At 61.6% G+C, this 24,491-nt stretch carries 25 protein-coding genes; 6 read left to right on the top strand and 19 right to left on the bottom strand.

Annotated elements, in window-relative coordinates:
• Positions 1-136 precede the first annotated feature (136 nt).
• Entirely contained in the window at positions 137-2,230 is a 2,094-nt protein-coding gene (locus tag HB676_RS25855) for a methyl-accepting chemotaxis protein (RefSeq protein ID WP_213741298.1), read from the top strand.
• 103 nt (positions 2,231-2,333) lie between these two features.
• Here HB676_RS25855 and HB676_RS25860 read toward each other — a convergent pair whose 3' ends face one another.
• On the bottom strand, positions 2,334-2,981 hold the full coding sequence (locus HB676_RS25860; RefSeq protein ID WP_213741299.1) for a DUF2865 domain-containing protein: 648 nt from the start codon (positions 2,979-2,981) through the stop codon (positions 2,334-2,336).
• 28 nt (positions 2,982-3,009) lie between these two features.
• Entirely contained in the window at positions 3,010-3,828 is an 819-nt protein-coding gene (locus tag HB676_RS25865; RefSeq protein WP_213741300.1) for a L,D-transpeptidase, read from the bottom strand.
• A gap of 194 nt (positions 3,829-4,022) precedes the next feature.
• Here HB676_RS25865 and HB676_RS25870 point away from each other — a divergent pair, with 194 nt between their 5' ends.
• The 3 genes from HB676_RS25870 to HB676_RS25880 all read left to right on the top strand — a co-directional run bounded on the left by HB676_RS25870 (position 4,023) and on the right by HB676_RS25880 (position 6,159).
• Complete coding sequence (locus tag HB676_RS25870; RefSeq protein WP_213741301.1) at positions 4,023-5,123, top strand: AI-2E family transporter; 1,101 nt, start codon at positions 4,023-4,025, stop codon at positions 5,121-5,123.
• Between the two features lie 77 nt (positions 5,124-5,200).
• Positions 5,201-5,611, top strand: coding sequence for a DUF883 family protein (locus HB676_RS25875; protein WP_213741302.1), 411 nt, complete (start codon positions 5,201-5,203; stop codon positions 5,609-5,611).
• A gap of 107 nt (positions 5,612-5,718) precedes the next feature.
• On the top strand, positions 5,719-6,159 hold the full coding sequence (locus HB676_RS25880) for a hypothetical protein (RefSeq protein ID WP_213741303.1): 441 nt from the start codon (positions 5,719-5,721) through the stop codon (positions 6,157-6,159).
• Between the two features lie 957 nt (positions 6,160-7,116).
• Here HB676_RS25880 and HB676_RS25885 read toward each other — a convergent pair.
• The 3 genes from HB676_RS25885 to HB676_RS25895 all read right to left on the bottom strand — a co-directional run bounded on the left by HB676_RS25885 (position 7,117) and on the right by HB676_RS25895 (position 9,205).
• Positions 7,117-7,539, bottom strand: a complete 423-nt coding sequence (locus HB676_RS25885) for a hypothetical protein (RefSeq protein ID WP_213741304.1) — start codon at positions 7,537-7,539, stop codon at positions 7,117-7,119.
• A 287-nt stretch (positions 7,540-7,826) separates the two neighbouring features.
• A complete protein-coding gene (locus HB676_RS25890; protein ID WP_213741305.1) occupies positions 7,827-8,210 on the bottom strand; it encodes a hypothetical protein in 384 nt (127 codons plus the stop codon).
• A 194-nt stretch (positions 8,211-8,404) separates the two neighbouring features.
• Complete coding sequence (locus HB676_RS25895) at positions 8,405-9,205, bottom strand: response regulator (RefSeq protein WP_213741306.1); 801 nt, start codon at positions 9,203-9,205, stop codon at positions 8,405-8,407.
• A 234-nt stretch (positions 9,206-9,439) separates the two neighbouring features.
• On the opposite strand from HB676_RS25895, the gene HB676_RS25900 reads away from it, so the two are divergent.
• Positions 9,440-9,634, top strand: coding sequence for a NepR family anti-sigma factor (locus tag HB676_RS25900; RefSeq protein ID WP_213741307.1), 195 nt, complete (start codon positions 9,440-9,442; stop codon positions 9,632-9,634).
• Positions 9,634-10,182, top strand: a complete 549-nt coding sequence (locus HB676_RS25905) for a sigma-70 family RNA polymerase sigma factor (protein WP_213741308.1) — start codon at positions 9,634-9,636, stop codon at positions 10,180-10,182. Before HB676_RS25900 ends, HB676_RS25905 begins: the two co-directional genes overlap by 1 nt.
• 230 nt (positions 10,183-10,412) lie before the next feature.
• On the opposite strand, the gene HB676_RS25910 is transcribed toward HB676_RS25905, so the two are convergent.
• The 14 genes from HB676_RS25910 to urtA form a co-directional block, all read right to left on the bottom strand.
• Entirely contained in the window at positions 10,413-12,071 is a 1,659-nt protein-coding gene (locus tag HB676_RS25910) for an HWE histidine kinase domain-containing protein (RefSeq protein WP_213741309.1), read from the bottom strand.
• Positions 12,072-12,445: 374 nt separating this feature from the next.
• The gene (gene ureG, locus HB676_RS25915; protein ID WP_213741310.1) at positions 12,446-13,087 is read right to left on the bottom strand and encodes an urease accessory protein UreG; all 642 of its coding nucleotides are present in this window, start codon (positions 13,085-13,087) and stop codon (positions 12,446-12,448) included.
• A gap of 97 nt (positions 13,088-13,184) precedes the next feature.
• Complete coding sequence (locus HB676_RS25920) at positions 13,185-13,874, bottom strand: urease accessory protein UreF (RefSeq protein ID WP_249780482.1); 690 nt, start codon at positions 13,872-13,874, stop codon at positions 13,185-13,187.
• 100 nt (positions 13,875-13,974) lie between these two features.
• A complete protein-coding gene (locus HB676_RS25925; RefSeq protein WP_213741311.1) occupies positions 13,975-14,625 on the bottom strand; it encodes an urease accessory protein UreE in 651 nt (216 codons plus the stop codon).
• 16 nt (positions 14,626-14,641) lie between these two features.
• Entirely contained in the window at positions 14,642-14,941 is a 300-nt protein-coding gene (locus tag HB676_RS25930; RefSeq protein ID WP_213741312.1) for an antibiotic biosynthesis monooxygenase, read from the bottom strand.
• A 47-nt stretch (positions 14,942-14,988) separates the two neighbouring features.
• Complete coding sequence (gene ureC, locus HB676_RS25935) at positions 14,989-16,701, bottom strand: urease subunit alpha (protein WP_213741313.1); 1,713 nt, start codon at positions 16,699-16,701, stop codon at positions 14,989-14,991.
• Between the two features lie 24 nt (positions 16,702-16,725).
• Positions 16,726-17,031: an urease subunit beta gene (locus tag HB676_RS25940; RefSeq protein ID WP_213741314.1), complete on the bottom strand. Its 306-nt coding sequence runs from the start codon at positions 17,029-17,031 to the stop codon at positions 16,726-16,728.
• 111 nt (positions 17,032-17,142) lie between these two features.
• The gene (locus HB676_RS25945; protein ID WP_213741315.1) at positions 17,143-17,445 is read right to left on the bottom strand and encodes an urease subunit gamma; all 303 of its coding nucleotides are present in this window, start codon (positions 17,443-17,445) and stop codon (positions 17,143-17,145) included.
• A 41-nt stretch (positions 17,446-17,486) separates the two neighbouring features.
• Positions 17,487-18,323, bottom strand: a complete 837-nt coding sequence (locus HB676_RS25950) for an urease accessory protein UreD (RefSeq protein ID WP_213741316.1) — start codon at positions 18,321-18,323, stop codon at positions 17,487-17,489.
• Between the two features lie 63 nt (positions 18,324-18,386).
• Positions 18,387-19,082 carry an urea ABC transporter ATP-binding subunit UrtE gene (urtE, locus tag HB676_RS25955; protein ID WP_213741317.1) on the bottom strand — a complete coding sequence of 232 codons (696 nt, stop codon included), beginning with the start codon at positions 19,080-19,082 and terminating at the stop codon, positions 18,387-18,389.
• Between the two features lie 3 nt (positions 19,083-19,085).
• Positions 19,086-19,847: an urea ABC transporter ATP-binding protein UrtD gene (gene urtD, locus HB676_RS25960; protein ID WP_213741318.1), complete on the bottom strand. Its 762-nt coding sequence runs from the start codon at positions 19,845-19,847 to the stop codon at positions 19,086-19,088.
• A gap of 4 nt (positions 19,848-19,851) precedes the next feature.
• Entirely contained in the window at positions 19,852-21,021 is a 1,170-nt protein-coding gene (gene urtC / locus HB676_RS25965; RefSeq protein ID WP_213741319.1) for an urea ABC transporter permease subunit UrtC, read from the bottom strand.
• Complete coding sequence (urtB, locus tag HB676_RS25970) at positions 21,018-22,553, bottom strand: urea ABC transporter permease subunit UrtB (protein ID WP_213741390.1); 1,536 nt, start codon at positions 22,551-22,553, stop codon at positions 21,018-21,020. The genes urtC and urtB overlap by 4 nt, the downstream gene beginning before the upstream one ends.
• Before the next feature lie 173 nt (positions 22,554-22,726).
• Positions 22,727-24,055, bottom strand: coding sequence for an urea ABC transporter substrate-binding protein (urtA, locus tag HB676_RS25975; protein WP_213741320.1), 1,329 nt, complete (start codon positions 24,053-24,055; stop codon positions 22,727-22,729).
• Positions 24,056-24,491 lie beyond the last annotated feature (436 nt).

Here is a 24,491-nt window from a genome sequence, read left to right on the forward strand (position 1 = left end):
CGCACCGGTTCCCTCCAAGGAACAACATGGCCGCCACTTGCCTGAAAAAACGGCATTTCCGGTAAAACGGGCAGGACTACTGTCTAAATCTTTACTCTTTTTTGCCTAAGTAGACGAAATTTTCGGGGGTTATCTAATGCTGAACCGTCTGACGGTGTCGTCGCTGATCCAATCCGTCGTCGTATTGATGTCGACCTGTGTGATTGCACTGCTCTGCGTCAGCGCCTGGGATTCCTGGGACCGGCTCACCACGACCGGCCGGATCGCGGTGGTCGCGGACGCTTCATCGAATCTCTTCAAGGCGATGCACAATCTGCGCAGCGACCGGGCGACCACCTCCCGCACCCTGAACGATGACGCGCTGGTGCAGCCGGACATCGATAAATATTTGCGCGAGGGACGCGATGCCCAGATGCCCGCAATGCGGGCCGCGGCCGCGGTGCTCGATTCCGTCGAATTCGCCGATCAGAAGACGCTGGCGCCGGAATTGAACCGGCTGATTCAGTCGATGACGGCGCTGGAAGCCGAGTCCTGGGACGCGATGCACAAGCCGAAAGCTTCACGCCGCCCGGCGCTTGCCAAGGAATATATGGACGTCACCGGTGCGTTGCTCGAGACCATGGACAAGGTCTCGATCCGGCTCGCCGCCGCCGTGAACCACAATGATGCAGTGATCGACCAGCTGCTGATGATCAAGCAGGTCGCCTGGCTGCTGCGCAACAGCGCCGGCGAAACCTCGCTGATGATATCGGTCGGGCTGGGATCCGGCCATGTCGCTGCCGACGCCCGTCAAACCTATACCAAACATATCGGCCGCGTCGAAGGCGCGTGGAACGCGCTCGAGACCGTGCAATCGGGAACGCAGTTGCCGCCGCAATTGGTCGAGGCGATGGCGCAGGCGAAGATCGCCTATTTCGATCCGCAATATCTGGGCCTTCGCGACCGGCTGCTGAACGCGCTGATATCAGGCGAAAAGCCTGAGATGACCGCCAGCCAGTGGAGCCCCTACACCGTCGGGCGTATGGGCGCGGCCGTCGCCGTCGCCGAACGCGCGCTGGATGCCGCGCGGGAGTATACGCGCGCCCAGCACGCCAAGGCCGAGCGCTCGCTGATCCTGCAACTGGTCCTGCTGGCTTCGGCGCTGGCGCTGACCGTCGGCACCATGATCGCGGTCACCCGTCGCGTGATCCGGCCGCTGCACACGATCCGCGACGCCATGTTGAAAGTGGCCGGCGGCGATCTGACCGTCGATACCGGATATGCGCAACGCCAGGACGAGATCGGCGCGCTCGCCGGCGCATTGGACACCTTCAAGCAGCAAGCCGTCGACAAGCTCCAGATCGAAGCGCAGGAGCGTGAACGCAACGCCGGCGCCACCGCGCGCCAGCGCGCCATCGAAACCTATGTCGGCGAATTCGAGACCATGGTGCGCCAGACGCTGGGCCAACTGGATGACGCCTCCGGCCAGATGCGAACCACATCGGCGGATTTGTCGGCGGTTTCCAGCCAGACCAATACGCGGGTTCAGGTCGCCGAGCGGGCCTCTGGTGAAGCCTCGATGAGCGTCGAAAGCGTGGCTTCGGCCTCGGTCGAACTCAGTGCATCGATCGACGACATCAGCCGGCAGGCCTCGCACGCCGCCGGGATCGCCAGCCGTGCGGTCAAAAGCGCGCAGGAGACCGATGGCACGGTGCAGGGGCTGGCCAAAACCGCCGGCCGGATCGGCGAGGTGGTCGGGTTGATCAATTCCATCGCCGCGCAGACCAACCTGCTGGCGCTGAATGCGACCATTGAGGCGGCCCGCGCCGGCGAAGCCGGCAGAGGCTTTGCCGTGGTGGCGTCCGAGGTCAAATCGCTGGCCAGCCAGACTGCGAAAGCGACCGACGAAATTTCCGAACAGATCGCCGACATCCAAAAAGTGGCCGGCGATGCGATCGACGCCATCAAAGGCATCGGCAGTATCATCGGCGAGGTCAACGAGGTCGCAACCGCGATCGCCGCCGCGGTCGAAGAACAGGGCGCCGCCACCCAGGAAATCACGCGCAGCACGCAACATGCCGCGCAGGGCACCAAGAACGTCTCGGAGAATATCAGCGGCGTCAAAACCGACGCGGATGCGGCAGCCGCCGCAGCCGACAACGTCAAACGCGCCTCGCAGACGCTGGAGACGCAGAGCCATCAGCTCGGCAGCCAGGTTACGGAGTTTCTGAGCAAGATTCGGGCGGCCTAGTTAAAGCTCGTCATGCCCGGGCTTGACCCGGGCATCCATCACTCTTCAGAAACGTTTTTCGAAATTGATGGATTGCCGGGTCAAGCCCGGCAATGACGGGGAATCACTCCGTCGCTACTACCGGCACACGCTGATAACGCGCGCGCACCGCTTCCGAAGCCGGCGACAGGTTCAGCGACGCGCCGCGTTTGTCGGCACCACGGCCAGCGACCATCAGCCCGTTATTCCCGGCGACAATGTCACCCTTGCGAAGGGTCGGATCGTTTTCGACCGGGACCGGCGCGAGGCCGACCTGATCCTTGCCATTACACGTGCAGCCCGCGACCATCTCGGTGCGATAGCGGAATGCATTGGGCAGTTCGGAATAGGGCTTTCCGGTCTCGGTCACGGCATTGTCGATGCTGCTGCCATAGACCACCTTGGTATCGCCGGCCGGGCAGAAGCTGTTGCAGGAAGCCACCCGGCTCTGATTGTCGGAGGCCGTAATCGGGAAATAGCGCCCGTCGCAACCACGCACGCAATAGGCCAGAGAGCCGCCGGAATAATTGGCGCGCGGACGCGGGAGAAAACTTTCCTGGCCGGAATTGCTACCTTCGCCGGCAAACGGCAGCGGGGTCGAGGGAGCCGGCGGTCGGGCGAACGCGCCGAACAGGGCGGAGAGAAAATCCTCCGCCTGCGCCGCAGGCGCCGACATCGACGCGATCGACAGCGCGGCCGCGCCTAACGCCAGTCTTGCTGATCTTCCGACCATGCTCGCCTCCCATGAAGGGGCTCTACCTTCAGTACAGCGACGAACCAGAAAGGTTCATCGCCTGACGGCCGGACGGTAGCGTTGTCACGACAGGACGCGCCTGCGCCGCGACCGGCCGGGTGGCAGCCGATCCAACGACCGTCCTGCTGGCCTCGAGATGCGGGGCGTTCTTCGGCAGCACCACCACTTTGGTGCCGACATCGACGCGGCTGAACAGGTCAGCGACGTCTTCATTGGTCAGGCGAATGCAGCCGGAGGAAACGAACGTCCCGATGGTCGAGGGATTATTGGTGCCGTGGATGCGATATTCGCTGGAGCCGAGATACATCGCCCGCGCACCGAGCGGATTGCCCGGGCCACCCGCCATGAAGCGCGGCAGATAGGGCTGGCGCGCGATCATCTGCGCCGGCGGATGCCAATCCGGCCACTCCGCCTTGCGGGTGATGGTCTGCACGCCAGACCACGTAAATCCTTCGCGCCCGACGCCGACGCCGTAGCGAATGGCGCGGCCCTGACCGAGCACGTAGTAAAGCGCGGTGTTGCCGGTATCGATAATCACGGTGCCCGGCGCTTCGCGGGTATCGAGCGCTACATTGGCGCGGCGCAGCCGCTCCGGAAGCACATACGCATCGCCTTGATCCAGCGCGGGATTGCTGGGGGCGAGTGTCACATCGTCTGACGGATCCTGCAGGGCGTAGCCATACGCCTGCCCGGGGGCTCGCACCTGGCCGGGAGCCTGCGCATTCGCCGCACTGACAAAGGGCGTCAGCAACAATGCCCCGGCGATAACAAGCGCGCTGGTCGCGCGCGGCGATGGCCTGCGGATGCTTGCGAGTATCTGTGTCATGGGCTGCCCCTGCGATGCGCATCGTGGTGATGCTCTGCACCAACAAACGCGACCGGGGCGAACCGGTTCCCGCTGCGACCTAAATACACCTGACACTGTCAAGCACCGCAGGCTTCACGTTTCGGCGATGGAACTTTGGCGCACCGCAGCAGTTGTGCGGGAAGTGTGGCGGCGAGAGTTATGGGTGAAACCAATTGCGTGTTCTTCCCGTCCAGACGACCGGTACGCCCTTGCCTGACAGCCAGACTGATCTGCCGCCGGTCATTCGCCGCGCGGAGGTCGTCGCCTTTGCGCTGATCTCGCTCTTGCTGATCACCGTCGTCGCCGTTCTCTTCCTCGCAAAGGCGTTCTTTCTCCCGGTCGTCGCCGCCTTCATCGTCGGCACCATGTTGTCGCCGGCCGCCGGATTCCTTGAGCGGCATCGGATTCCCCGCGCCGTCGCGGCGGTGCTGATCGTATGCGCGGTCGGCGCCGGTGTGGCTTTCATCGTCGGCCTGATCTCGTCGCCCCTGATGGAATGGCGCAACCGCCTGCCGGAACTCGGCTCGCTGCTGCGGGAAAAGTTGCACGTGTTCGACCGGCCACTGGCGCTGTGGCAGGAATTGCAGACCATGCTCGGCGGGTCCGACGCCTTTTCATCCACCACGTTCCAGATGCCGAAATTCGAGTGGGTGCAGCCCGCGGTCGAATTCCTCTCCCCGACCTTTACGGAATTCCTGCTGTTCTTCGCCACACTGGTATTGTTCATCGCAAGCTGGCGCGACCTGCGCCGCGCGCTGATCATGAACTTCACCGGGCACGATTCCCGGCTGCGCACTTTGCGGATACTCAACGCCATCGAGGAGCAGCTTGGCGGGTATCTGTTGACCGTCACCATGATCAATTTCGGCGTCGGTGCGGCGACCGGTCTCATTTGCGCGATTACCGGCATGCCCAATCCAGCCGGTCTCGGCGCGCTGGCCGCGACCTTGAATTTCTTCCCCATCATCGGCCCGGTCGCGATGTTCGTGATCCTGAGCGTGGTCGGCGTGGTCGCGTTCCCGACCATCGGCACGGGGCTGATCGCATCGCTGGCCTTTGTCGGACTGACCTTCATCGAGGGGCATTTTGTCACACCCACCATCATCGGGCGGCGCCTCGAACTCAATGCGCTCGCCGTGTTCATGGCGCTCGCATTCTGGACCTGGCTGTGGGGACCGATGGGCGGCTTTCTGTCGTCGCCGTTGTTGATCGTGGCCCTGATCCTGAAGGAGCATTTATGGCCGCCAAACTCTCCGAATTTACCCGCAGACTAATCGGGTTTCCCGCAAGGGAACTTCCGGCAAAAATGGACGTTGGCCATGTATCCAACTCTGGCAGCCGGGAGCTTTTGATGTCGAGTACAGATGGCGAATTTGGAATGAAAAATCTGGCGGACAAAGCTGCCCGAGAAATTCAGGACAAGAATCTTCAGGCAGAGAATCTTCAGAATCGTCTCGAAAAGGATGTAGCAGCCGTGAAAAACGATATCGCAGCCCTCACCGATCAGATCACCGATGCGCTCAATTCGTTCGCCGGCAGCGCGCAAAAGCAGGCGCGCCGCGGCTACAAGCAGGCCCGCGCCAATGTCGATTCCGCCGTGGACGACCTCTCCGAACGCGGCGGCGCGATGATGGATGCCGCACAGGACGCAGCTTCGTCGATCGAGGAAACGCTGGAAGACGTGATTACGCAGCGTCCGCTCGCGACCGTCGGACTCGCGCTCGGGCTCGGCTTCCTGATCGGCGCGACCTGGCGCCGGTAACGCGTGCGAGATGTGCGTTGCGCGCGAGAAAACTCTCGCGCGAGAGGCGCATGCCGAACGGATTATATTTTTAATTTGCCATTTTTTAATTGAAACGAGGCGTCCCGATGATTGGCCGTATGATCGATGATTTCAAGGAATCGACCGGTCTCGCGCTGCGGCTGACATCGCTCGCCTTGGCGACGGGCCTGGCCCTGATCATCGCGACCTGCTTTCTCTGCGCCGCGGCGTTTGTCTATGTGCTGCAAAATTACGGGCTGATCGAAGCCTGCGTGGCCGGCGCCGGTGTATTCGTGATCTTCGCGCTAATCACCGCGATCTGCTACATCGTGCGCAAGAACAGCGTGAAGGAACGCGCGAAGCAGACGGCAAAGTCCGCCATGCAGACCGCCTTCGCCGATCCCATGGTGGTCGCCGCAGGCCTTCAGGTGATCCGCACCATCGGCATCAAGAGGCTGGTCCCGATCCTGGCGGTCGGCGGCCTGGCGCTGGGATTTCTGGCGAGCCGGAATGCGCAGCCCAATGAGGCGGATGCGCCGGCGGAGTAGTCGGCTTGCGCGTCGTCCCGGCGAAGGCCGGGACCCATACCGCGTGATCCCTCGATAAAGCAGAACTGCCAATACCATCGGTACAATAACTGCCGGTGGTTATGGGTCCCGGCCTTCGCCGGGACGACGAGTTGTGGGTGGGCCACAGATCGGGAAATTTTCACAGATTCGAATTTCAAACAGCCACGGCACAACATTTTCAGATCGTCATTGCGAGCGCAGCGAAGCAATCCATGGAGCAACAAGGAAGTAAGAGTGGATTGCTTCGCTGCGCTCGCAATGACGGCAGATACAGCTTCGCATTCCCGCGACGCACAGCGCCCGAGTTGTGCAAGAAACTCCCGCCCTCCCTTCAGAGGGCGCAGGGAATGCCGGGCGCCCAGTGCGCCCACCGCCGCATGTGCGAAGGTAGAGGGCAGAAGGCACACGCGTTAGTCAGGTCACACCGAAAACACCCGGCATTCCCCGCGCAATGGTTTACGGCTTACTTCGCGCTCTCCCCGGCGATCGGGCTCTTTTGCCACCGTCATCCCTGAGAAGCTTGCTTCTCAGGAACTTGACGCCAGCGTCGAGGCGTCAGGACCACACGACTTCGCCGTCCGCATCACACGCCATTCGTCAAAGGCGCGTCCGCGTCCACCGCATCCCGCCTCACGTCCGTGACGATCGCGAAACGCCCCTCTTATGAGGCGGGACGGCGCGATTTTACATTTGATTTGGGGGTGCTGCGAAACGGAATATTTTTGGCGTGCGATCTGGACACCCCAAATCGCGTTGATCCGCTTCGAGAAATTAGATTTTGCGCGCAACGAGAAAAACGTGAATCACAGGGTGGGCAAAGCCGACGGATCGTACGGATGCGCGCCCGATGGCAGGCTCCGCGTGTCCGACACCTTGCTCATGAGACAGATGGGGGCACGGCGCAAGCGCGCCTTTGCCCACCCTACGCAGCAACTCTCAGGTCACGCAGCGGCCCGGCTGCAGCAGCTTGGCGACTTCGCTCAGCACGCTGACCATGGGCTCACAAGCGACTGCCATCTTGCGGTCGGGGGATTTCGTCAACGACGGCGCTAAACCCTTGCGCGCCGCCTGGGCCACCGGGATGCGGAGCAGCACCGACGTATCGGGCTGACCTTGCGGCCGAAGCATTATCGTCCTCGACTGCGCCGGAGATCCTGCAACGCCAGTCGCACGGTCGGTCTTCGCGGCGCGATTGATGGCCGTCCCGCTGGTCGCCAGATCTTCCATGGACTGCTGCAAACGGTCCTGCGGATTGATGGAAAGATCGCGTCCCATTGCAAATTGTGCAGCGCCGAACGTCAACGACACCGCGACTGCACTCAAAACGCCAATCGAAACTCCCCTGGATAGCTGTGGCATGACGCGCCCGCCTGTCGATCCATCGCCCCATGGCGATCCAATCAAGCAACGCGAGCGGAACCGCGCGGTTCCGCGGGAGCAGCAATCACTTAACCGTGTACGAAAAAATATTGGTTTGATTGGAACGAGTCAGGGGGCCTTTGCGTCATCCCGGCAGCCGGTCATCCCCCCTGCCCCATTGACCGGCGACGTAGGGCGCGGGTGTGGTGATGCCATCCGCGCCCTGCTTTTTTTGGCTGAGATGTCCCAGCCGCCCACAGCGCCGTCTCACGCGGAGACGTTCTGGTCTAGCAACCGCGGCAGATCTTTAGCTGGCTGCTCAGCCTGGCATCCGCTTCCCGATCGGCGGCCTGCTGATCTTCCCATTTGCCGCCCTCTTGTGTCGGCTGGCCACCATCTTGAGCCATGGCATTTCGTTGGGCGGCGGTCGCGTTCGGCAAATCATCCAGCGGAAGCTTTTGGACCGAGGACTGCTGGGTCGGTTTCGGCGCCGCAGGTTTTTGCGCCACTTTTTTCCGGGGCGCATCGGGGTCTGCGTCATTGGCAGGACCCGAGGGCTCGAACGGGAAAGATGCGGTTGAAACCGGCGCGTAACAACCCTGGCCGGTCATGCAGCAGCTGGCGAGCGCGAACGCGCCAAGCAGCAGGGCAACAACTCGTGACATCATCATTCGATCCTCCGCGATGAGAAAACACGAATGACGTTGACAAGTTGCTAATTCGACGGCGTGCGGTCCATCCAGACGCGCGATTAGCCAGCGGGCAGCCCTACGCCATCGAAGGCGGACAAACAAATCCGGCGCGCCTTTAAAGCGCGCCGGATTAATTTCGCATCACAGCAGTTACGTAGCGATTACGCCACGCTTCAAGCGACTCTCGGCGCCCGGTTGCGCGAATTGCGCTGGAAGAACAGCGCCTGGCTGGCGACGGCGGAGACCATCGCGGGCTGGAACGGCTTGGAGATCAGGAACGCCGGCTCGGGGCGTTCGCCGGTCAGGAAGCGCTCGGGATAGGCGGTGATGAACACCACCGGGACTTCGAAGGTTTTGAGGAGTTCGTTGACCGCGTCGAGGCCCGAGCTGCCATCGGCCAACTGAATGTCGGCCAGGATCAGGCCGGGCTTCTTGTTCTTGGCGAGCGCGACCGCGTCGATGTGAGTGCGGGCAACGCCGATGACGTTGTGGCCGAGATTCTTCACCAGGCTTTCGAGGTCCATCGCGATGAACGTCTCGTCCTCGATGATCAGCACATCGGTGGCGATTTCGGCGGCCATTTCGCGGCCCGCGGTATCGGCGAGCTTGCGGGTCTCGGTCACTTCAGTGCCGAGAATGAACGACACTTCTTCCTCGGAAAAACCCTCCAGCGACAGCAGCAGGAAGGCCTGGCGCGGCAGCGGCGTGATATTCGACAGCCTCCGCTCCGGCGGCATCGGCAGCGTCGTCACATCGGGGTCGTCGTTGAGCGAGACCGAATTCCAGATCTGGGTGAACAGCCGGAACAGCCCGACGCGGGGCCCATGCTGCTCATCGAGCAGGGAGGGGTCCTGAAGCAATGCTTCAAGCATGGCGCCGACATAGGCGTCGCCCGACGCCTGGTTTCCCGTCAGGGCCCGGGCATAGCGCCGCAACAACGGTAAATGTTCAGCAACGAGCTGTGATCGGGACATCCCCACTCCATCCTTGTTCAAAGTACTTTGGGCCAAAACATTTCACTGGGGTGACCCGGGTTCCCCTTGATCTGCCTGTTTACGCCCGAGCCTCGCGAAAGTTCCATCTAATTGCGGAACTTTCGGCCCGATCTGGAATTAGGTTTGCGAGATAGGCCGCCCCCGAGGGGGTCAGCCAAATAAATATTCATTGAATTACAGTGACTTAACTCTCGGGGAAACGTGGAACAGGTCATGAAGGAAAAAAAGCAGGGCGGCCTCAACGCCGAGATTCAGTCGAGAATCGGCCACCAGCTCCGGGCCATGTACGACGATGTCGTGCGGCAGGGAGTTCCGGACCGGTTCGCCGAACTGATCCGAAAGCTTGATGTGCCCGAGGCTAATCCCCAATTGGGGAATGCGGGCGATAAAAATAATGGAGGGGAATAATGCCTCTCACAGATTCACTCCGCGACGACATTCTGGCGTCGGTTCCGAGCTTGCGCGCGTTTGCGATCTCACTCAGCGGCAATGGTGACCGCGCCGACGATCTGGTGCAGGAAACCCTGCTGCGCGCACTGGCCAACATCGACTCGTTCCAGCCCGGCTCCAATCTGCCGGCGTGGCTGTTCACGATTTTGCGCAACCTGTTCCGATCCGACTATCGGAAACGGCGGCGCGAGGTTGAGGATGCCGACGGCAGCTATGCCAAGACCCTCAAGACCCAGCCGGCGCAAAGCGCGCATCTGGAGTTCGAGGAATTCCGCGCGGCGCTCGAAAAGCTTCCGCAGGACCAGCGTGAAGCGCTGATCCTGGTCGGCGCCTCCGGTTTCTCCTACGAGGACGCCGCTGCGATCTGCGGCTGCGCGGTCGGCACCATCAAGAGCCGCGTCAACCGCGCGCGCTCGAAACTCTCGGCGCTGCTGTATGTCGATGGCGCCGAGGATTTCGGTCCCGACGAAACCGTCCGTGCCGTGATCGGCGGCAGCGGGGGGTAGGGGTTAGCTGCAAGCAGGTCCTGCTTGAACACCCAACAGTCGTCGTCCCGGCCTTGAGCCGGGACCCATACGCCGCGGCTTCTCGATGGAGAAGGCTGTTGGACGACTTCGCTCCAATTATAAACGACTGTGGTTATGGGTCCCGGCTCAAGGCCGGGACGACGTTGATAGAGTTTTGCGTATTTTGGATTGCTTCGCTGGCGCTCGCAATGACGAACGCGGCGTGAACCCTATTTTGTCTTCTTCAACGGCGCCGATAACTGCTCGGTGCGGTCGCGTTCCGTCATGTCGATCACGGTCTCCATCGGCGCGGTGAGTTCATACACGTAACTCACATCGGTAAAATACCGCTTCGACGTGCCGCCGAGCGCTTCCGGCGCCACGCGATCCAGCAGGATGACGCCGAAATCGCTGTCCTGGCGGCGGGTCGCCTCGCTGGTGTTGAATTCTTCCCAGCGGAAATGAAAGATAAACTCGGGATCTTCGCCGTTCACTTCCCAATGCGCGACGATGTGAGGATGCTTGCCGACCAGCGACAGCCCCTCGTCGGAATGCGACGCCAGTTCAAAGAACAATAGCGACAGCGACTGCGCCGCCCGCGCGCTGACGGTGATATCGGGACCGCTGACCGCGATACGCTCGGCATGCGGGATCGCGCGGGCCTCGAACAGGCCTTTCAGTTTCACGCCCTGCCACTGGCTTTCACTGAGCAGGGAAACAACGTTCGACATCGCGTGAATCCGGCCAATCAGCAGTTCACGGGCGACATCGATATCGGAGCCATGGCGCAACGTGCGCGTGACGATCGACTGGATCACCGCCAGGATGTTCTTTACGCGATGATTGAGTTCGTCGATCACCGCGGTCAATCGCCGCTCGAAGCCGATCCGGACCTGGATTTCACGGCTGAGCCGCAGATTGTTATAGGCGACATAGCCGAACAGGCCGCAGACGATGGAAGTCAGCGCGAGGCCGATGGCGGCCACGATGGTGGCAGTCTGCCGCGCCCGCACCACCGCGTTGGTCTTGGCATAATAACCGAGCGTCCAGTCACGGCCGCCAAACGTCACCGCGCGCGTGACTGATGGTGCCGGACCCTGCCGGTTGGCGGTGCGCGAGGTGACGACGCCATGATCGTTCGCAATCAACTCGCCGTCCTCGCTGCGCGGGTCTTTAAGCACCACCGAGAACAGCGACAGATCGTCGTTGGTCAGCATCAGCGGCGCGAGCTCATAGGAAAAGGTTACAAAGCCTACCGGCTGAGGGTTGCCCTGCTGCATCACAGGCGCGGCAAGCACAAGACCGATCGGCCCGTCCGGTTGCAGCAGCGGCAGAGGATCGGACGCCGCCGGCTTTCCATCGGTCAGGACTTGAGTGAGCATCGGTCCCAGTACCGGATGCTGGTCGAGGGAACGGCCGGCAAAAGCCATCGTCTCCGGCTTGCGGGGCTCAACGTCCAGCAGCACGTCGATCGGCCGTTCGAGAGACGGCTTGTCGAGCGGCGCATCATTGTAGTTGCGGACCGTCGGGTTCGGAAACCCGGCACTCATGAGTTCGGTGCGCGCCGCGTCCAACTCGTCGGCCTGCAACCGCGCGACCCAGCCCGCGACCACGAAGTCGGTCTTGAAGGCGTAGATCGAGGCTCGCAGCGGCTGCAGCATATCGGACTCGATGACGGAAGGCGCATGGAACAGGCCTGACGCGACGCGCGCCAGCAATTCCCGTTCGGTCAGCCGGTCCTGAACCAGACTGGCATGGACGTCGATCGCGCGCGCCAGCGCGATGCGGTCGACCGTCAATTCCTGATCGTGGACGCGATAAGCCGCCAGACCGGAAAGCAGTATTCCGATCAGCGCAATAAAGCCTGTGATGAAACCCAGCCGAACCACTCGCTTACTCAAAAATGAGGAGTTGGCGAAGAAGATGAAGAAGCACTTGGCGACCGCTGCACCGGCAACACGTCGAAACAAAATGAGGGCCAACGCCGCGGCATAATGGAGGAGCGAACATCGATACGCAACCGCGGTTGGCGACAAGAAGTTAACGCAACAAGAACCGGGCCAGAAGAGCCGTGTGGCTGCGATCTACCGGCAGGAACAGAGGATGGCAACGGCAGTGGACGGATTTTGTTCCGGGGGAGGCGTGGAGAATTTTTCCGCCGCTTAGATTAGAACTCCGTCATTCCGGGATGGTCCGAAGGACCAGACCCGGAATCTCGAGATTCCGGGTTCGATGCTTCGCATCGCCCCGGAATCACATGCACCTAGCTCACCTTGGCCTTTGCCGCCGGGCGAAGGCCGCCCTTGGCTTCGATGAAGCCGATGATGCGGTCGAGACCTTCGCTTTTTTTCAGGTTGGTCATCACAAACGGCCGCTCGCCGCGCATCCGTTTGGCGTCGGTATCCATCTTTTCGAGGGATGCGCCGACATAGGGCGCCAGATCGATCTTGTTGATCACCAGAAGATCGGACCGGGTGATGCCGGGGCCGCCCTTGGAGGGGATCTTGTCGCCGGCCGCGACGTCGATCACATAGATCGTCAGATCGGCGAGTTCAGGCGAAAATGTCGCGGCAAGGTTATCGCCGCCGGATTCGATCAGCACCACATCGAGACCGGGAAATTTCGCGCGCATGTCGGCCACCGCGGCGAGATTCATCGAGGCGTCCTCGCGGATCGCGGTATGCGGGCAACCACCGGTCTCGACGCCGGCGATGCGATCGGGCGTCAGCGAGCCCGAACGCACCAGGAACTCCGCATCCCATTTGGTGTAGATGTCGTTGGTGATCGCCGCGATGTCGTAGCGCTCCCGCATCGATTTGCAGAGCAGGTCCATCAACGCGGTCTTGCCGGATCCGACGGGACCGCCGATGCCGATCCGAAGCGGGCCATGATGAGAGCTGGGCATGTCAGGCGTTCTTTCTCTATTGTCGTCCATGCCTAGTGCGCAATTGCGCACGGGCGCAGCGACGACGCGTTAAATATTGAGTGCATCGCACGTATCTTCATGACCTGAACAACCGCGTATACTGCGTTTCGTGCCGCATGCTGGCGAGATCGGCGCGGAAGGTGGCGCTGCCGAGATCGTCGAGTGAAGCTTCCAGCGCGCGTTTGCCGGTGGAGACCACGATCGGTTCAAGCTGCGCCAGCACGCGCTGGCAGTCGGTTTGGCCGAGCGGCACCAGTCGGGCACCGGCAGAGATCCAGTTCGAAACCAGCGAATGCAGGAAAGCATGCATCGTAGGCGCCAGCGGGATCGCATGCGCCGCACTGACGAGACCGACCGCGACGGGATAAACGATCGCACCGTCGCAAGCCGAGACCAGTTGATCCAGCCCGTCGCAATTCCAGGCCGCCCTGATGATATCGATGAAGGCGCGTCCCTGCGCCGAGGTTTCCAGATGGCGCTCGCGCGAAGGGACGAACGCGGCTGCGAGTTCGGCGATATCGCGCAGGCCGCTGGTATCGCCAGACGAGGCGGCGCGATGCGCCTGTGCCAGAAAAATGCCGTCGCAAAATCCGGAACCGTCCGCCAGCATCGACGCCAGCCAGTCCCTTAACGGAGCTGCGTCGACGATATCGCCGGCTTCAACCGCCCATTCGATGCCGCTGGAATAGGAGAACGCGCCGACTGGAAACGACGGCGACAGCCAGGTCATCAGCCGGTACAGCGCCGCGGCTTCATTATCCGGCATTTCGCTCTGGCTGATCTGGACCTCGACGACCGGATCGTTCGCAACGGCGTCGACCACCGCATCCACCGCCCCCGCCGCGCGGCGCCGAGGCCGCGGCGGTTTATTTGTGGTCATGAGCATGGGAATGGCCGTGATGATGGTCATGCCCGCAATGCTCGTCATGGACATGACCGGAATCATGGTGGTGATGGCCGTGATCATGATCATCGTGGTGATGATGACCATGATCGTGGGCTTTATGATCGTGGCCTGCGTGGTCATGGGAATGACCATGCGCCGCGTGGTCGTGCGGGGGGCTTTCAGGCGCGTGCGCGTGGCCGCCTTCGGCATAAGCGCCGCCTTCGGGATCGAACGGCGATTCGATTTCGATCACGCGCGCGCCCAATCCCTTCACCATCGCCTCGATGACATGGTCACGCCGAATGCGCAGACCGCGCGCCGTAATCTGCGTCGGCAGATGGCGGTTGCCGAGATGCCAGGCGATCCGGACCAGGTGTTGCGGATCGGCGCCACGGATCTCGATCAAAGGCTCCGGCGCCGCGACGACCTCGACCAGCCGGCCATCGTCGAGCACCAGCGCATCGCCGCCGCGCAGCACGGTGGCGTGCTCCAGATCGAGCAGGAATTCGAGCCCGCGCGTGCCCGTCATCGCCATGCGCCGGCGATGACGATCGTCGAAATCGAGCACGATTGTATCCGCCGGCGGCTCACTCCAGCGATGCAGGCTACGGACTTGCGTGGCGCGGATCATGGTGCTGATTTCCCGATCAACGAATGTCGACCTTGGCCGGCGTAATGACCTCGATTTTGGGCGGCGCGGTCAGGCATTGCGCCGCGATCCGGCCGAACGCCTTCATGTGATCGGCGGCGCGATGCGGCACCAGCGCTTCGGCATCTTCCCATTGTTCGACGAACACCATTTTCGAGGGATCGGTGACGCTTTCGTGCATGTCGTAGGCGATATTGCCCTTCTCCTTGCGGGTTTCCTTGATGCAGGCGGTGGCGCCCGCAATGAATTCGGCGCGCGTTTCAGGCTTCACGGTTAATGTGGCAACAACGTAAATCACGGAATCCTCCCGGTCTTTTGTTCTGGCTTTAGATACCGGGAATGAGTTTAGAACATGAAATAACGCTGCGCCATGGGCAGCACCTCGGCGGGCGCGCAGGTCAGGAGTTCGCCGTCGGCGCGCACCTCATAGGTCTCCGGATCGACCTCGATTTTCGGCGTCGCGCCGTTGTGGATCATGCTCTTTTTCGAGATGCCGCCACGGGTGTTTTCGACCGCATAAAGCTTCTTGTCGATGCCGAGCTTCTTTGCCAGCCCCGACGCGACAGCCGATTTGGAAGAAAACACCACCGACGACGCCGTCAGCGATTTGCCGAACGCGGCGAACATCGGCTGGTAATGCACGGGCTGCGGCGTGGGGATCGACGCGTTGGGATCGCCCATCGGTGCGGCGACAATCGAGCCGCCCTTGATGACGCATTCGGGTTTGACGCCGAAGAACGCCGGCGACCACAGCACGAGATCGGCGAGCTTGCCTTTTTCCACCGAGCCGATCAGCTTAGATACGCCATGCGCGATTGCGGGATTGATGGTGTATTTGGCGATGTAGCGCTTGACGCGAAAATTGTCGTTGTTGCCCTTGTCCTGCGGCAGCGAGCCGCGCTGCTTCTTCATCTTGTCGGCGGTCTGCCAGGTCCGGATGATGACTTCGCCGAGCCGGCCCATCGCCTGCGAATCCGACGACATCATCGAGAGCGCGCCGAGATCATGCAGGATATCTTCGGCGGCGATGGTTTCCTTGCGGATGCGGCTTTCGGCGAACGCCAGATCCTCGGCGATCGAGGGATCGAGGTGATGACAGACCATCAGCATGTCCAGATGCTCGTCGATAGTGTTGCGGGTGAACGGCCGCGTCGGATTGGTCGAGGACGGCAGCACGTTCTTCAGGCCCGCGATCTTGATGATATCAGGCGCGTGACCGCCGCCGGCGCCTTCGGTGTGGAAGGCGTGGATGGTGCGGCCTTTAAAAGCCTTGACCGTATCCTCGACGAAGCCCGACTCGTTGAGCGTATCGGAATGGATCATCACCTGGACGTCGTGATCGTCGGCGACGTTGAGGCAATTGTTGATTGCGGCAGGTGTGGTGCCCCAATCCTCATGCAGCTTGAGCGCGCAGGCGCCGGCGTTGATCATCTCCACCAGCGAGGCCGGACGCGAGGCGTTGCCCTTGCCGGAAATGCCGAGATTGACCGGGAACGCATCGAACGACTGGATCATCCGCGCCATGTGCCACGGACCGGGCGTGCAGGTCGTCGCAAAGGTGCCGTGCGACGGGCCGGTGCCGCCGCCCAGCATCGAGGTGACGCCCGACATCAGCGCGTGCTCGATCTGCTGCGGACAGATGAAATGGATATGGCTGTCGAAACCGCCCGCGGTGAGGATCTTGCCCTCGCCCGCGATGATGTCGGTGCCGGGCCCGATCACGATGGTCACGCCGGGCTGGATGTCGGGATTGCCGGCCTTGCCGATCGCGCTGATGTAACCCTCTTTGATGGCGACGTCGGCCTTCACGATCCCCCAGTGATCGACGATCAGCGCGTTGGTGATGACGGTATCGGCCGCGCCCTGCCTGTTGGTGACTTGCGATTGGCCCATGCCATCGCGGATCACCTTGCCGCCGCCGAACTTCACCTCCTCGCCGTAGGTCGTGAAATCCTTCTCGACCTCGATGATCAGGTCGGTGTCGGCCAGCCGCACCCGATCGCCCGTGGTGGGCCCGAACATGTCGGCATAGACGGAACGTTTGATTTTTACGGACATATCAGGCCCCGACTTTCAACATGTTCACAGCTTCCCCATCACGTCGCCGCGGAAGCCGTAGACGACGCGCTTGCCGGCGAGTGCCACGAGTTGCACGTCGCGGGTCTGGCCGGGCTCGAACCGCACCGCGGTGCCGGCCGCGATATCGAGCCGCATGCCGCGCGCCTTCTTGCGATCGAATTTCAGCGCCGGATTGGTTTCGAAGAAATGATAGTGCGAGCCGACCTGGATCGGCCGGTCGCCGGAATTCGCGACCGTCAGCGTGACAGTCTTGCGGCCGGCGTTGAGTTCGATCTCGCCGTCCTGGATGAAGAGTTCGCCGGGGATCATCTTTCCTCCTCTGTCATTCCGGGGCGATGCGCAGCATCGAACCCGGAATCTCGAAATTAATATCCTCTAGATTCCGGGCTCGCCGCTTCGCGCCGCCCCGGAATGACTACGTCATCTTATCGGCTCGTGAACGGTGACCAGCTTGGTGCCGTCGGGAAACGTCGCCTCGACCTGGATGTCGTGGATCATCTCGGCAATGCCATCCATGCACTGTGCGCGAGTAATGACCTGGGCGCCGGCCTGCATCAGTTCGGCAACCGTGCGGCCGTCGCGCGCACCCTCGACGATGAAGTCGGAGATGATCGCGATGGCTTCCGGATGGTTAAGCTTGACGCCGCGCTCCAGTCGCCGGCGCGCGACGATGGCGGCCATCGAAATCAGGAGCTTGTCTTTTTCGCGGGGAGATAGATTCATGCGAGCACTCTAATTAGTCTGATCTAGTTTAACCAAAGCCTTTAGTTTAACCAAAGCCTTGGCAGCGCTGCGCCGCTGGCGCGGCCCAGCACTGCCATCATATCGGCGCGCAGCCTGGCCGCATCTTGGGCACAGAAGCGCGCCATTGCAAACCCATTCCAGCAGGAGATGCCGACCTCGCCACCGAAGGATTCGCCCAACTCGCGAATCCGTTCCACCAGGGCCTCATCGCCCGGCGCGATCAGCGCGGTGCCGATAGCGACGCCGCCTTTGGCAATCGCGCCAGCTTTAAGTTTTTCGCCGATATCGCCGTCGAGCCGGACGGTCTCGGCGAACACCAGCCGGCCGCCGCGCCGCAGCCGCCAACGATCGACGAACTGACCACTCAACATCCGCTCCCCCATCGCGGCGCGGCCAAACACCACGATTTCGCACAACAACAACGAGGCACTTTCCGCCAGATCGATATCGATCCGCCGCGACACTTCTGCGCGATCGAACAGAATGGTTTCCTGCGGCAGCCACGCCAGATGCGATCCCGCCGCGAGTTTCAGCGCGATATTGAGCTGCGAGGGCGCGCCGGAAGCGCGGTAGACTTTCTCCGCGGCCGCCGTCGTCACCGCCAGACGCGCGCCTTCGCCGGTCGCGATGTCGATGTCAAAACGATCGCCGCCGGCAACGCCCCCGGCGGTGTTGACGAACACGGCTGAAAGGCCCTCCGCCTCCGGCGAAGGAAAGCGCACGCGCAGCGAGCCGGATTCATGAAGCTCGCGGCGGCGGGTGACGCCCTCGACCTGATGCACGTCAAAGGCCACCGCGCCCTGGGCCCGGTTGGCGGCGAAAATCGCCGATGTCGCGCTCGTGATATCGGTCCGCATCGTCCCCCAAACGCTCATCAAACCCGCGCAGCCGCGTCACAAAGCCTTACGCTTTACAATACTTTACAAGGCCATCTGGCGGCTGATCTCGCTGGGATCGAGCTTGCTGCGGTCGCAGGCGTATTTCACCGCGCCGCGGTCCATGACGGCGAAATTGTCGCCGAGCTCGCAGGCAAAGTCGAGATATTGTTCGACCAGCACGATCGCGATGGTGCCAAGACTACGCAGATAAGTGATCGCGCGCCCGATGTCCTTGATGATCGACGGCTGGATGCCTTCGGTCGGCTCGTCGAGCAGCAACAGCTTGGGTCGCATCACCAGCGCACGGCCGATCGCGAGTTGCTGCTGCTGACCGCCGGAAAGATCGCCGCCACGACGGCCAAGCATCGATTGCAGCACCGGAAACAGCGAGAACACATCGTCCGGAATATTGCGGTCTTGACGCTTCAAGGGACCAAAGCCGGTCTTGAGATTTTCCTCGACCGTCAGCAGCGGAAAAATCTCGCGGCCCTGCGGCACGAAGCCGATGCCCCGCCGCGCCCGCTCATACGGCTTGAGCCCGGAAATATCGGTGCCGTCGAAGGTGATCGAACCGCTGGCGATCGGATATTGTCCGACCATCGCGCGTAACAGGCTAGTCTTGCCGACGCCGTTGCGGCCGAGCACGCAGGTCACCTTGCCCGGCTCCGCCGAGATCGAGACGCCGCGCAGCGCCTGCGCGGCGCCGTAATAGAGGCTGATATCTTTTACATCGAGCATCGGTCAGCGTCCCAAATATACTTCGATCACCCGCTCGTTCGACGAAACCTGATCGATGGTTCCCTCCGCCAGCACGGTGCCTTCATGCAGGCAGGTCACCTTGACGCCGAGTTCGCGAACGAACGTCATATCGTGCTCGACCACCATGATGGTCTTCTCGCGATTGATTTCCTTCAACAGCTCGGCGGTCTGGTGGGTTTCCACGTCGGTCATGCCGGCAACGGGCTCGTCGACCAACAGCAATTTCGGATCCTGCGCCAGCAGCATGCCGATTTCGAGCCATTGCTTCTGGCCGTGCGACAGGCTTCCGGCCAGCCGATCACGCGCGTCGGTCAGGCGAATGGTTTCCAGCACTTTCTCGATCCGCTCGGATTCGGCTTTGCTTTCCCGCCAGAACAGCGTGCCCTTGACGCGATGATCGACGTTGAGCGCCAGCAGCAGATTGTCCTCGATGGTCTGGCTTTCGAACACGGTCGGCTTCTGGAATTTGCGGCCGATGCCGAGTTCGGCGATTCTGGTCTCGTCGAGCCGCGTCAAATCGGTGACGCCGTCGAACAGCACCTCGCCCTCGTCCGGCTTGGTCTTGCCGGTGATGATATCCATCATCGTGGTCTTGCCGGCGCCGTTGGGGCCGATGATGGCGCGCATTTCACCGGGCGCCAATGTCAGCGACAGATTGTTGATGGCATGAAAGCCGTCGAACGAGACATGCACGCCGTCCAGATACAGCAATGCGGAAGTGGCTCTGGTGTCCCTGACGTTCATCCGCTTACTCCGCCATCTTGGGTTCGCTGACGCCGTCTTCGCGCGCGGCACTTTCGGCGTTCGGCGAAGAGCGCTGCGCCTTCCACGGCTCCCACCAGGCGTTGAAGGTGCCGACGATACCTTTCGGCAGCAGCAGCGTCACCAGAATGAACAGCGCGCCCAGCATGAACAGCCAATACGGCGCCAGCGGCCCTGACGTAAACACGGTCTTGGCGTAGTTGACCACCACCGCGCCCAGTGCCGCGCCGATCAGCGTGCCGCGGCCGCCGACCGCGACCCAGATCACCGCTTCGATGGAATTGCCCGGCGCGAATTCACCGGGATTGATGATGCCGACCTGCGGCACGTAGAGCGCGCCGGCGACACCGGCCATGCAGGCTGACAGCGTGAACACGAACAGCTTGTAGGTTTCCACACGATAACCAAGGAACCGCGTGCGGGATTCGGCGTCGCGGATCGCGATCAGGACCTTGCCGAGTTTCGAGGTCACCACCGCGCGGCACAAAAGGAAGCCGCAGATCAGCGCCAGACAGCTCAGCGCGAACAGTGCCGCGCGCGTGCTTTCCGCCTGCACATTGAAGCCGAGAATATCCTTGAAATCGGTCAGGCCGTTATTGCCGCCGAAGCCGAAATCATTGCGGAAGAATGCCAGCAGCAACGCATAGGTCATCGCCTGGGTGATGATCGACAGATAGACGCCGGTGACGCGGGAGCGAAAGGCCAGCCAGCCGAAGCAGAAGGCGAGCAAGCCCGGCACCAGCAGCACCATCAGCGCGGCGAACCAGAAACTGTCAAAACCGTACCAGTACCAGGGCAGCTTCGGATAATTCAGGAACACCATGAAGTCAGGCAAAATGGGATTGCCATAGACGCCGCGGCTGCCGATCTGGCGCATCAGATACATGCCCATGGCATAGCCGCCGAGCGCGAAGAACGCGCCATGGCCGAGCGAGAGAATGCCGCAATAACCCCAGATCAGATCGATCGAGAGCGCCAGGATGGCGTAGCAGACATATTTGCCGAACAGCGACATCAGATAGGTCGGCACCTGGAACATCGAGCCTGATGGCAACAACAGATTCGACAGCGGGATCAGAATCCCGACCGCGGCGACCACCAGCAGGAATACGGTCGCGGCGCGATCCAGCGAGCGCGTGAGGACGTGCGGCATCATGCTTCCACCGCCCGACCCTTCAGCGCGAACAGGCCGCGCGGGCGTTTCTGAATGAACAGGATGATGAGCACCAGAATGGCGATCTTGCCAAGCACCGCACCAGCCACCGGCTCCAGGAACTTGTTGGCGATGCCGAGCGTGAACGCGCCGACCAGCGTGCCCCAGAGATTACCGACACCGCCGAACACCACCACCATAAAGGAATCGATGATGTAGCTCTGGCCGAGGTTGGGGCTGACATTGTCGATCTGCGACAGCGCCACGCCGGCAATCCCCGCGATGCCCGAGCCAAGCCCGAAGGTCAGCGCATCCACCCGCGAGGTCGCGATCCCCATCGATGCGGCCATCCGGCGGTTTTGCGTCACCGCGCGCATCTCCAGTCCGAGGGCGGTGTAACGCAGCATCGCCAGCAGGATGACGAACACCGCCATCGTGAAGCAGAGAATCCACAGCCGGTTGTAGGTGATGGTGATCTGTCCGAGTTCGAACGCGCCGCTCATCCAGGAGGGATTGCCGACCTCCTGGTTGGTCGGACCGAACATGGTGCGCACCGCCTGCTGCAGCACCAGCGACAGGCCCCAGGTCGCGAGCAGGGTTTCCAGCGGCCGCCCATAGAGAAAGCGGATGATGGTGCGCTCGATCACGATGCCGATCGCGCCGGCGACGATAAAGGCCAGCGGCACCGCGATCAGCAACGAATAATCGAACAACCCGGGATAGCTGGTGCGGATGGTCTGCTGCACCACGAAGGTGACGTAAGCGCCGATCATCACCATCTCGCCATGGGCCATGTTGATGACACCCATCACGCCGAAGGTGATGGCGAGACCAATCGCGGCGAGCAGCAGCACCGAGCCCAGCGACAGGCCGTACCAGCCGTTCTGGACGATCGACCACAGCGCCAGATTGCTCTGGATCGACGACGTCGCATTGGCCGCGGCGCGCACGATCGCCGGCGGCTGATCTGCGGCCAATCCAGTCAGCAGCGCCAGCGCTTCCTGATCGCCCCGCGCCTTGATGGTCGCAATCGCCTCGAGCTTCTCGGCGTCAGTGGCGTCGGCCTTGAACAGCAAAATCGCCGCGCGGGCTTCGGTAAAGGCCAGCTTGGCACCCTTGTTGGTTTCCTTCGCCAACGCGCCGTCGATCACCGGCAGCATGGTCTCGTCATGGGTCTTGAACACCGACTGCGCAGCTTGAATCCGCTTGGCGGGATCCGGCGACAGCAAGGTCAGGCCACCGAGCGCCGCCTCGACGGTGCGACGCAGCCGGTTGTTGAGGCGAACCGCGGCGGCGCTGTCGGGAATGCTCGCGACCGGCGCGCCGGTCGCGGCATCGATGATCTTGCCGTCGGGCTGGGTGACGTAAACTTTCTTGGTCTCGGGATCGGCCATCAGCCGGCCGTCCTGCAGGGCGCTGATGATGGGAAAAGCCAACGGATTGCCGCTGGTCGCGATCGCGCCCACGGCCTCGTCCGTATCGGAGAATTCGTCGTTTGCGAACTTGCCGACCGCGTCCTCGAATGGCCCCGCCATCACCGGCAGCACCGCCGCGAAAATCAGCAAAAGAGCAAAGGGGAGCGCGCGTAGGTTTCTAAGAACTTTTGTTGGCACTGGACGACCCCGGCATGCAGCAGAAGGAAGGCGGCGGATATCGCCGCCTTCCGTTGTTGGTCTGGATTCAGTGTTGGTCTGGATTCAGGACGGAATCAGGAGCCTTGACCGCCGCACTTGTTGGTCTTGGTGTTGTAGTTGCCGCACTTCTTGCCGACCCAATCGCCGATCAGGTCCTTGGAATCCGGCAGTTCCTTCGACCATGCATCGCCGGCAACCAGGCCCGGCGTCTTCCACACCACGTCGAACTGGCCATTGGCTTTGATTTCGCCAATGAACACCGGCTTGGTGATGTGGTGGTTCGGCAGCAATTCCGATGTGCCACCGGTCAGGTTCGCAGTCTTGGTGCCCGGCAGCGCGTCGATCACCTTGTCGGCGTCAACCGACTTGGCCTTTTCGACCGCCTTCACCCACATGTTGAAACCGATATAGGTGGCTTCCATCGGGTCGTTGGTCGTGCGCTTCGGATTCTTGGTGTAGGCCTGCCATTCCTTGATGAACTTCTCGTTCGCCGGGGTCTTGATCGACTCGAAGTAGTTCCAGGCGGCGAGATGGCCGAGCAGCGGCTTGGTATCGATGCCGGCGAGTTCTTCTTCACCCACCGAGAAAGCGACAACCGGAATATCGGTCGCCTTGATGCCCTGGTTGCCGAGTTCCTTGTAGAAGGGAACGTTGGCGTCGCCGTTGATGGTCGAGACCACCGCGGTCTTCTTGCCGGCCGAGCCGAACTTCTTGATGTCGGCCACGATCGTCTGCCAGTCGGAATGACCGAACGGCGTGTAGTTGATCATGATGTCTTCCTGGGCGACGCCCTTGGACTTCAGATAGGCTTCCAGGATCTTGTTGGTGGTGCGCGGATAGACGTAGTCGGTGCCGGCCAGCACCCAGCGCTTCACCTTTTCGTCCTTCATCAGATAGTCGACGGCCGGGATCGCCTGCTGGTTCGGCGCCGCCCCCGTATAGAATACGTTACGCTCGCTCTCTTCGCCTTCGTACTGCACCGGATAGAACAGGATCGAGTTCAATTCCTTGAACACCGGCAGCACGGATTTGCGCGACACCGAGGTCCAGCAGCCGAACACCACGGAAACCTTGTCCTTGGTGATCAACTCACGGGCCTTTTCCGCGAACAGCGGCCAGTTCGATGCGGGGTCGACAACCACAGCCTCGAGCTTCTTGCCGAGAACGCCGCCCTTCTTGTTCTGCTCATCGATCATGAACAGCACGGTATCCTTCAGCGTGGTTTCGCTGATGGCCATGGTGCCCGAGAGCGAGTGCAGAACGCCAACCTTGATGGTGTCGTCCGCCGCTTTGGCAGAGGTAAACGTGGCCAGGCCCAAAACCAGGCCGGCGGTCGCTGCCAGCCAATGACGGCGGCTCAGCGACTTCGCAGTATCGTGAGTTGATCGAAATTGAATAAGCATGTGGTGTCATCTCCCTGACGCAAGCGTTTAAACGCTGCGAAACGGCCCCACGGCCGCCTGCGTTAACGGAATCGCAAGAACCGTGCCACGGTGCACTGGTAGCCTAACCATTTGTTTTTGTTTTACAATTCAACGTTGTTGGCGATCGTAATCGCATTTTTGCCTAATATTTAATCTCAAAAAATGCATTCTTTCCCTGCGATATGTTTGTTTTGTAGGCAAATATGGCGGCACGTCTAAATTTATGGCACAAACTTTTAGCATTCCGGCCGATCCGTTATCGCCTGATTTGGCCGCAAATGGAGGCTTTTGCGCCAGTTTTTAACCTCGCGGGGCGACGAAGCACGATTCACCTTGAAAGCGCCGTGTTCGTGTTCCATATGAACACAACGCACCCGGGAATCATCGGGTCACTGCGAGCCGCGTGTTCTGAGCC

It is taken from the genome of Bradyrhizobium sp. dw_411, assembly GCF_018449695.1.
Classification (GTDB): Bacteria; Pseudomonadota; Alphaproteobacteria; order Rhizobiales; family Xanthobacteraceae; genus Bradyrhizobium.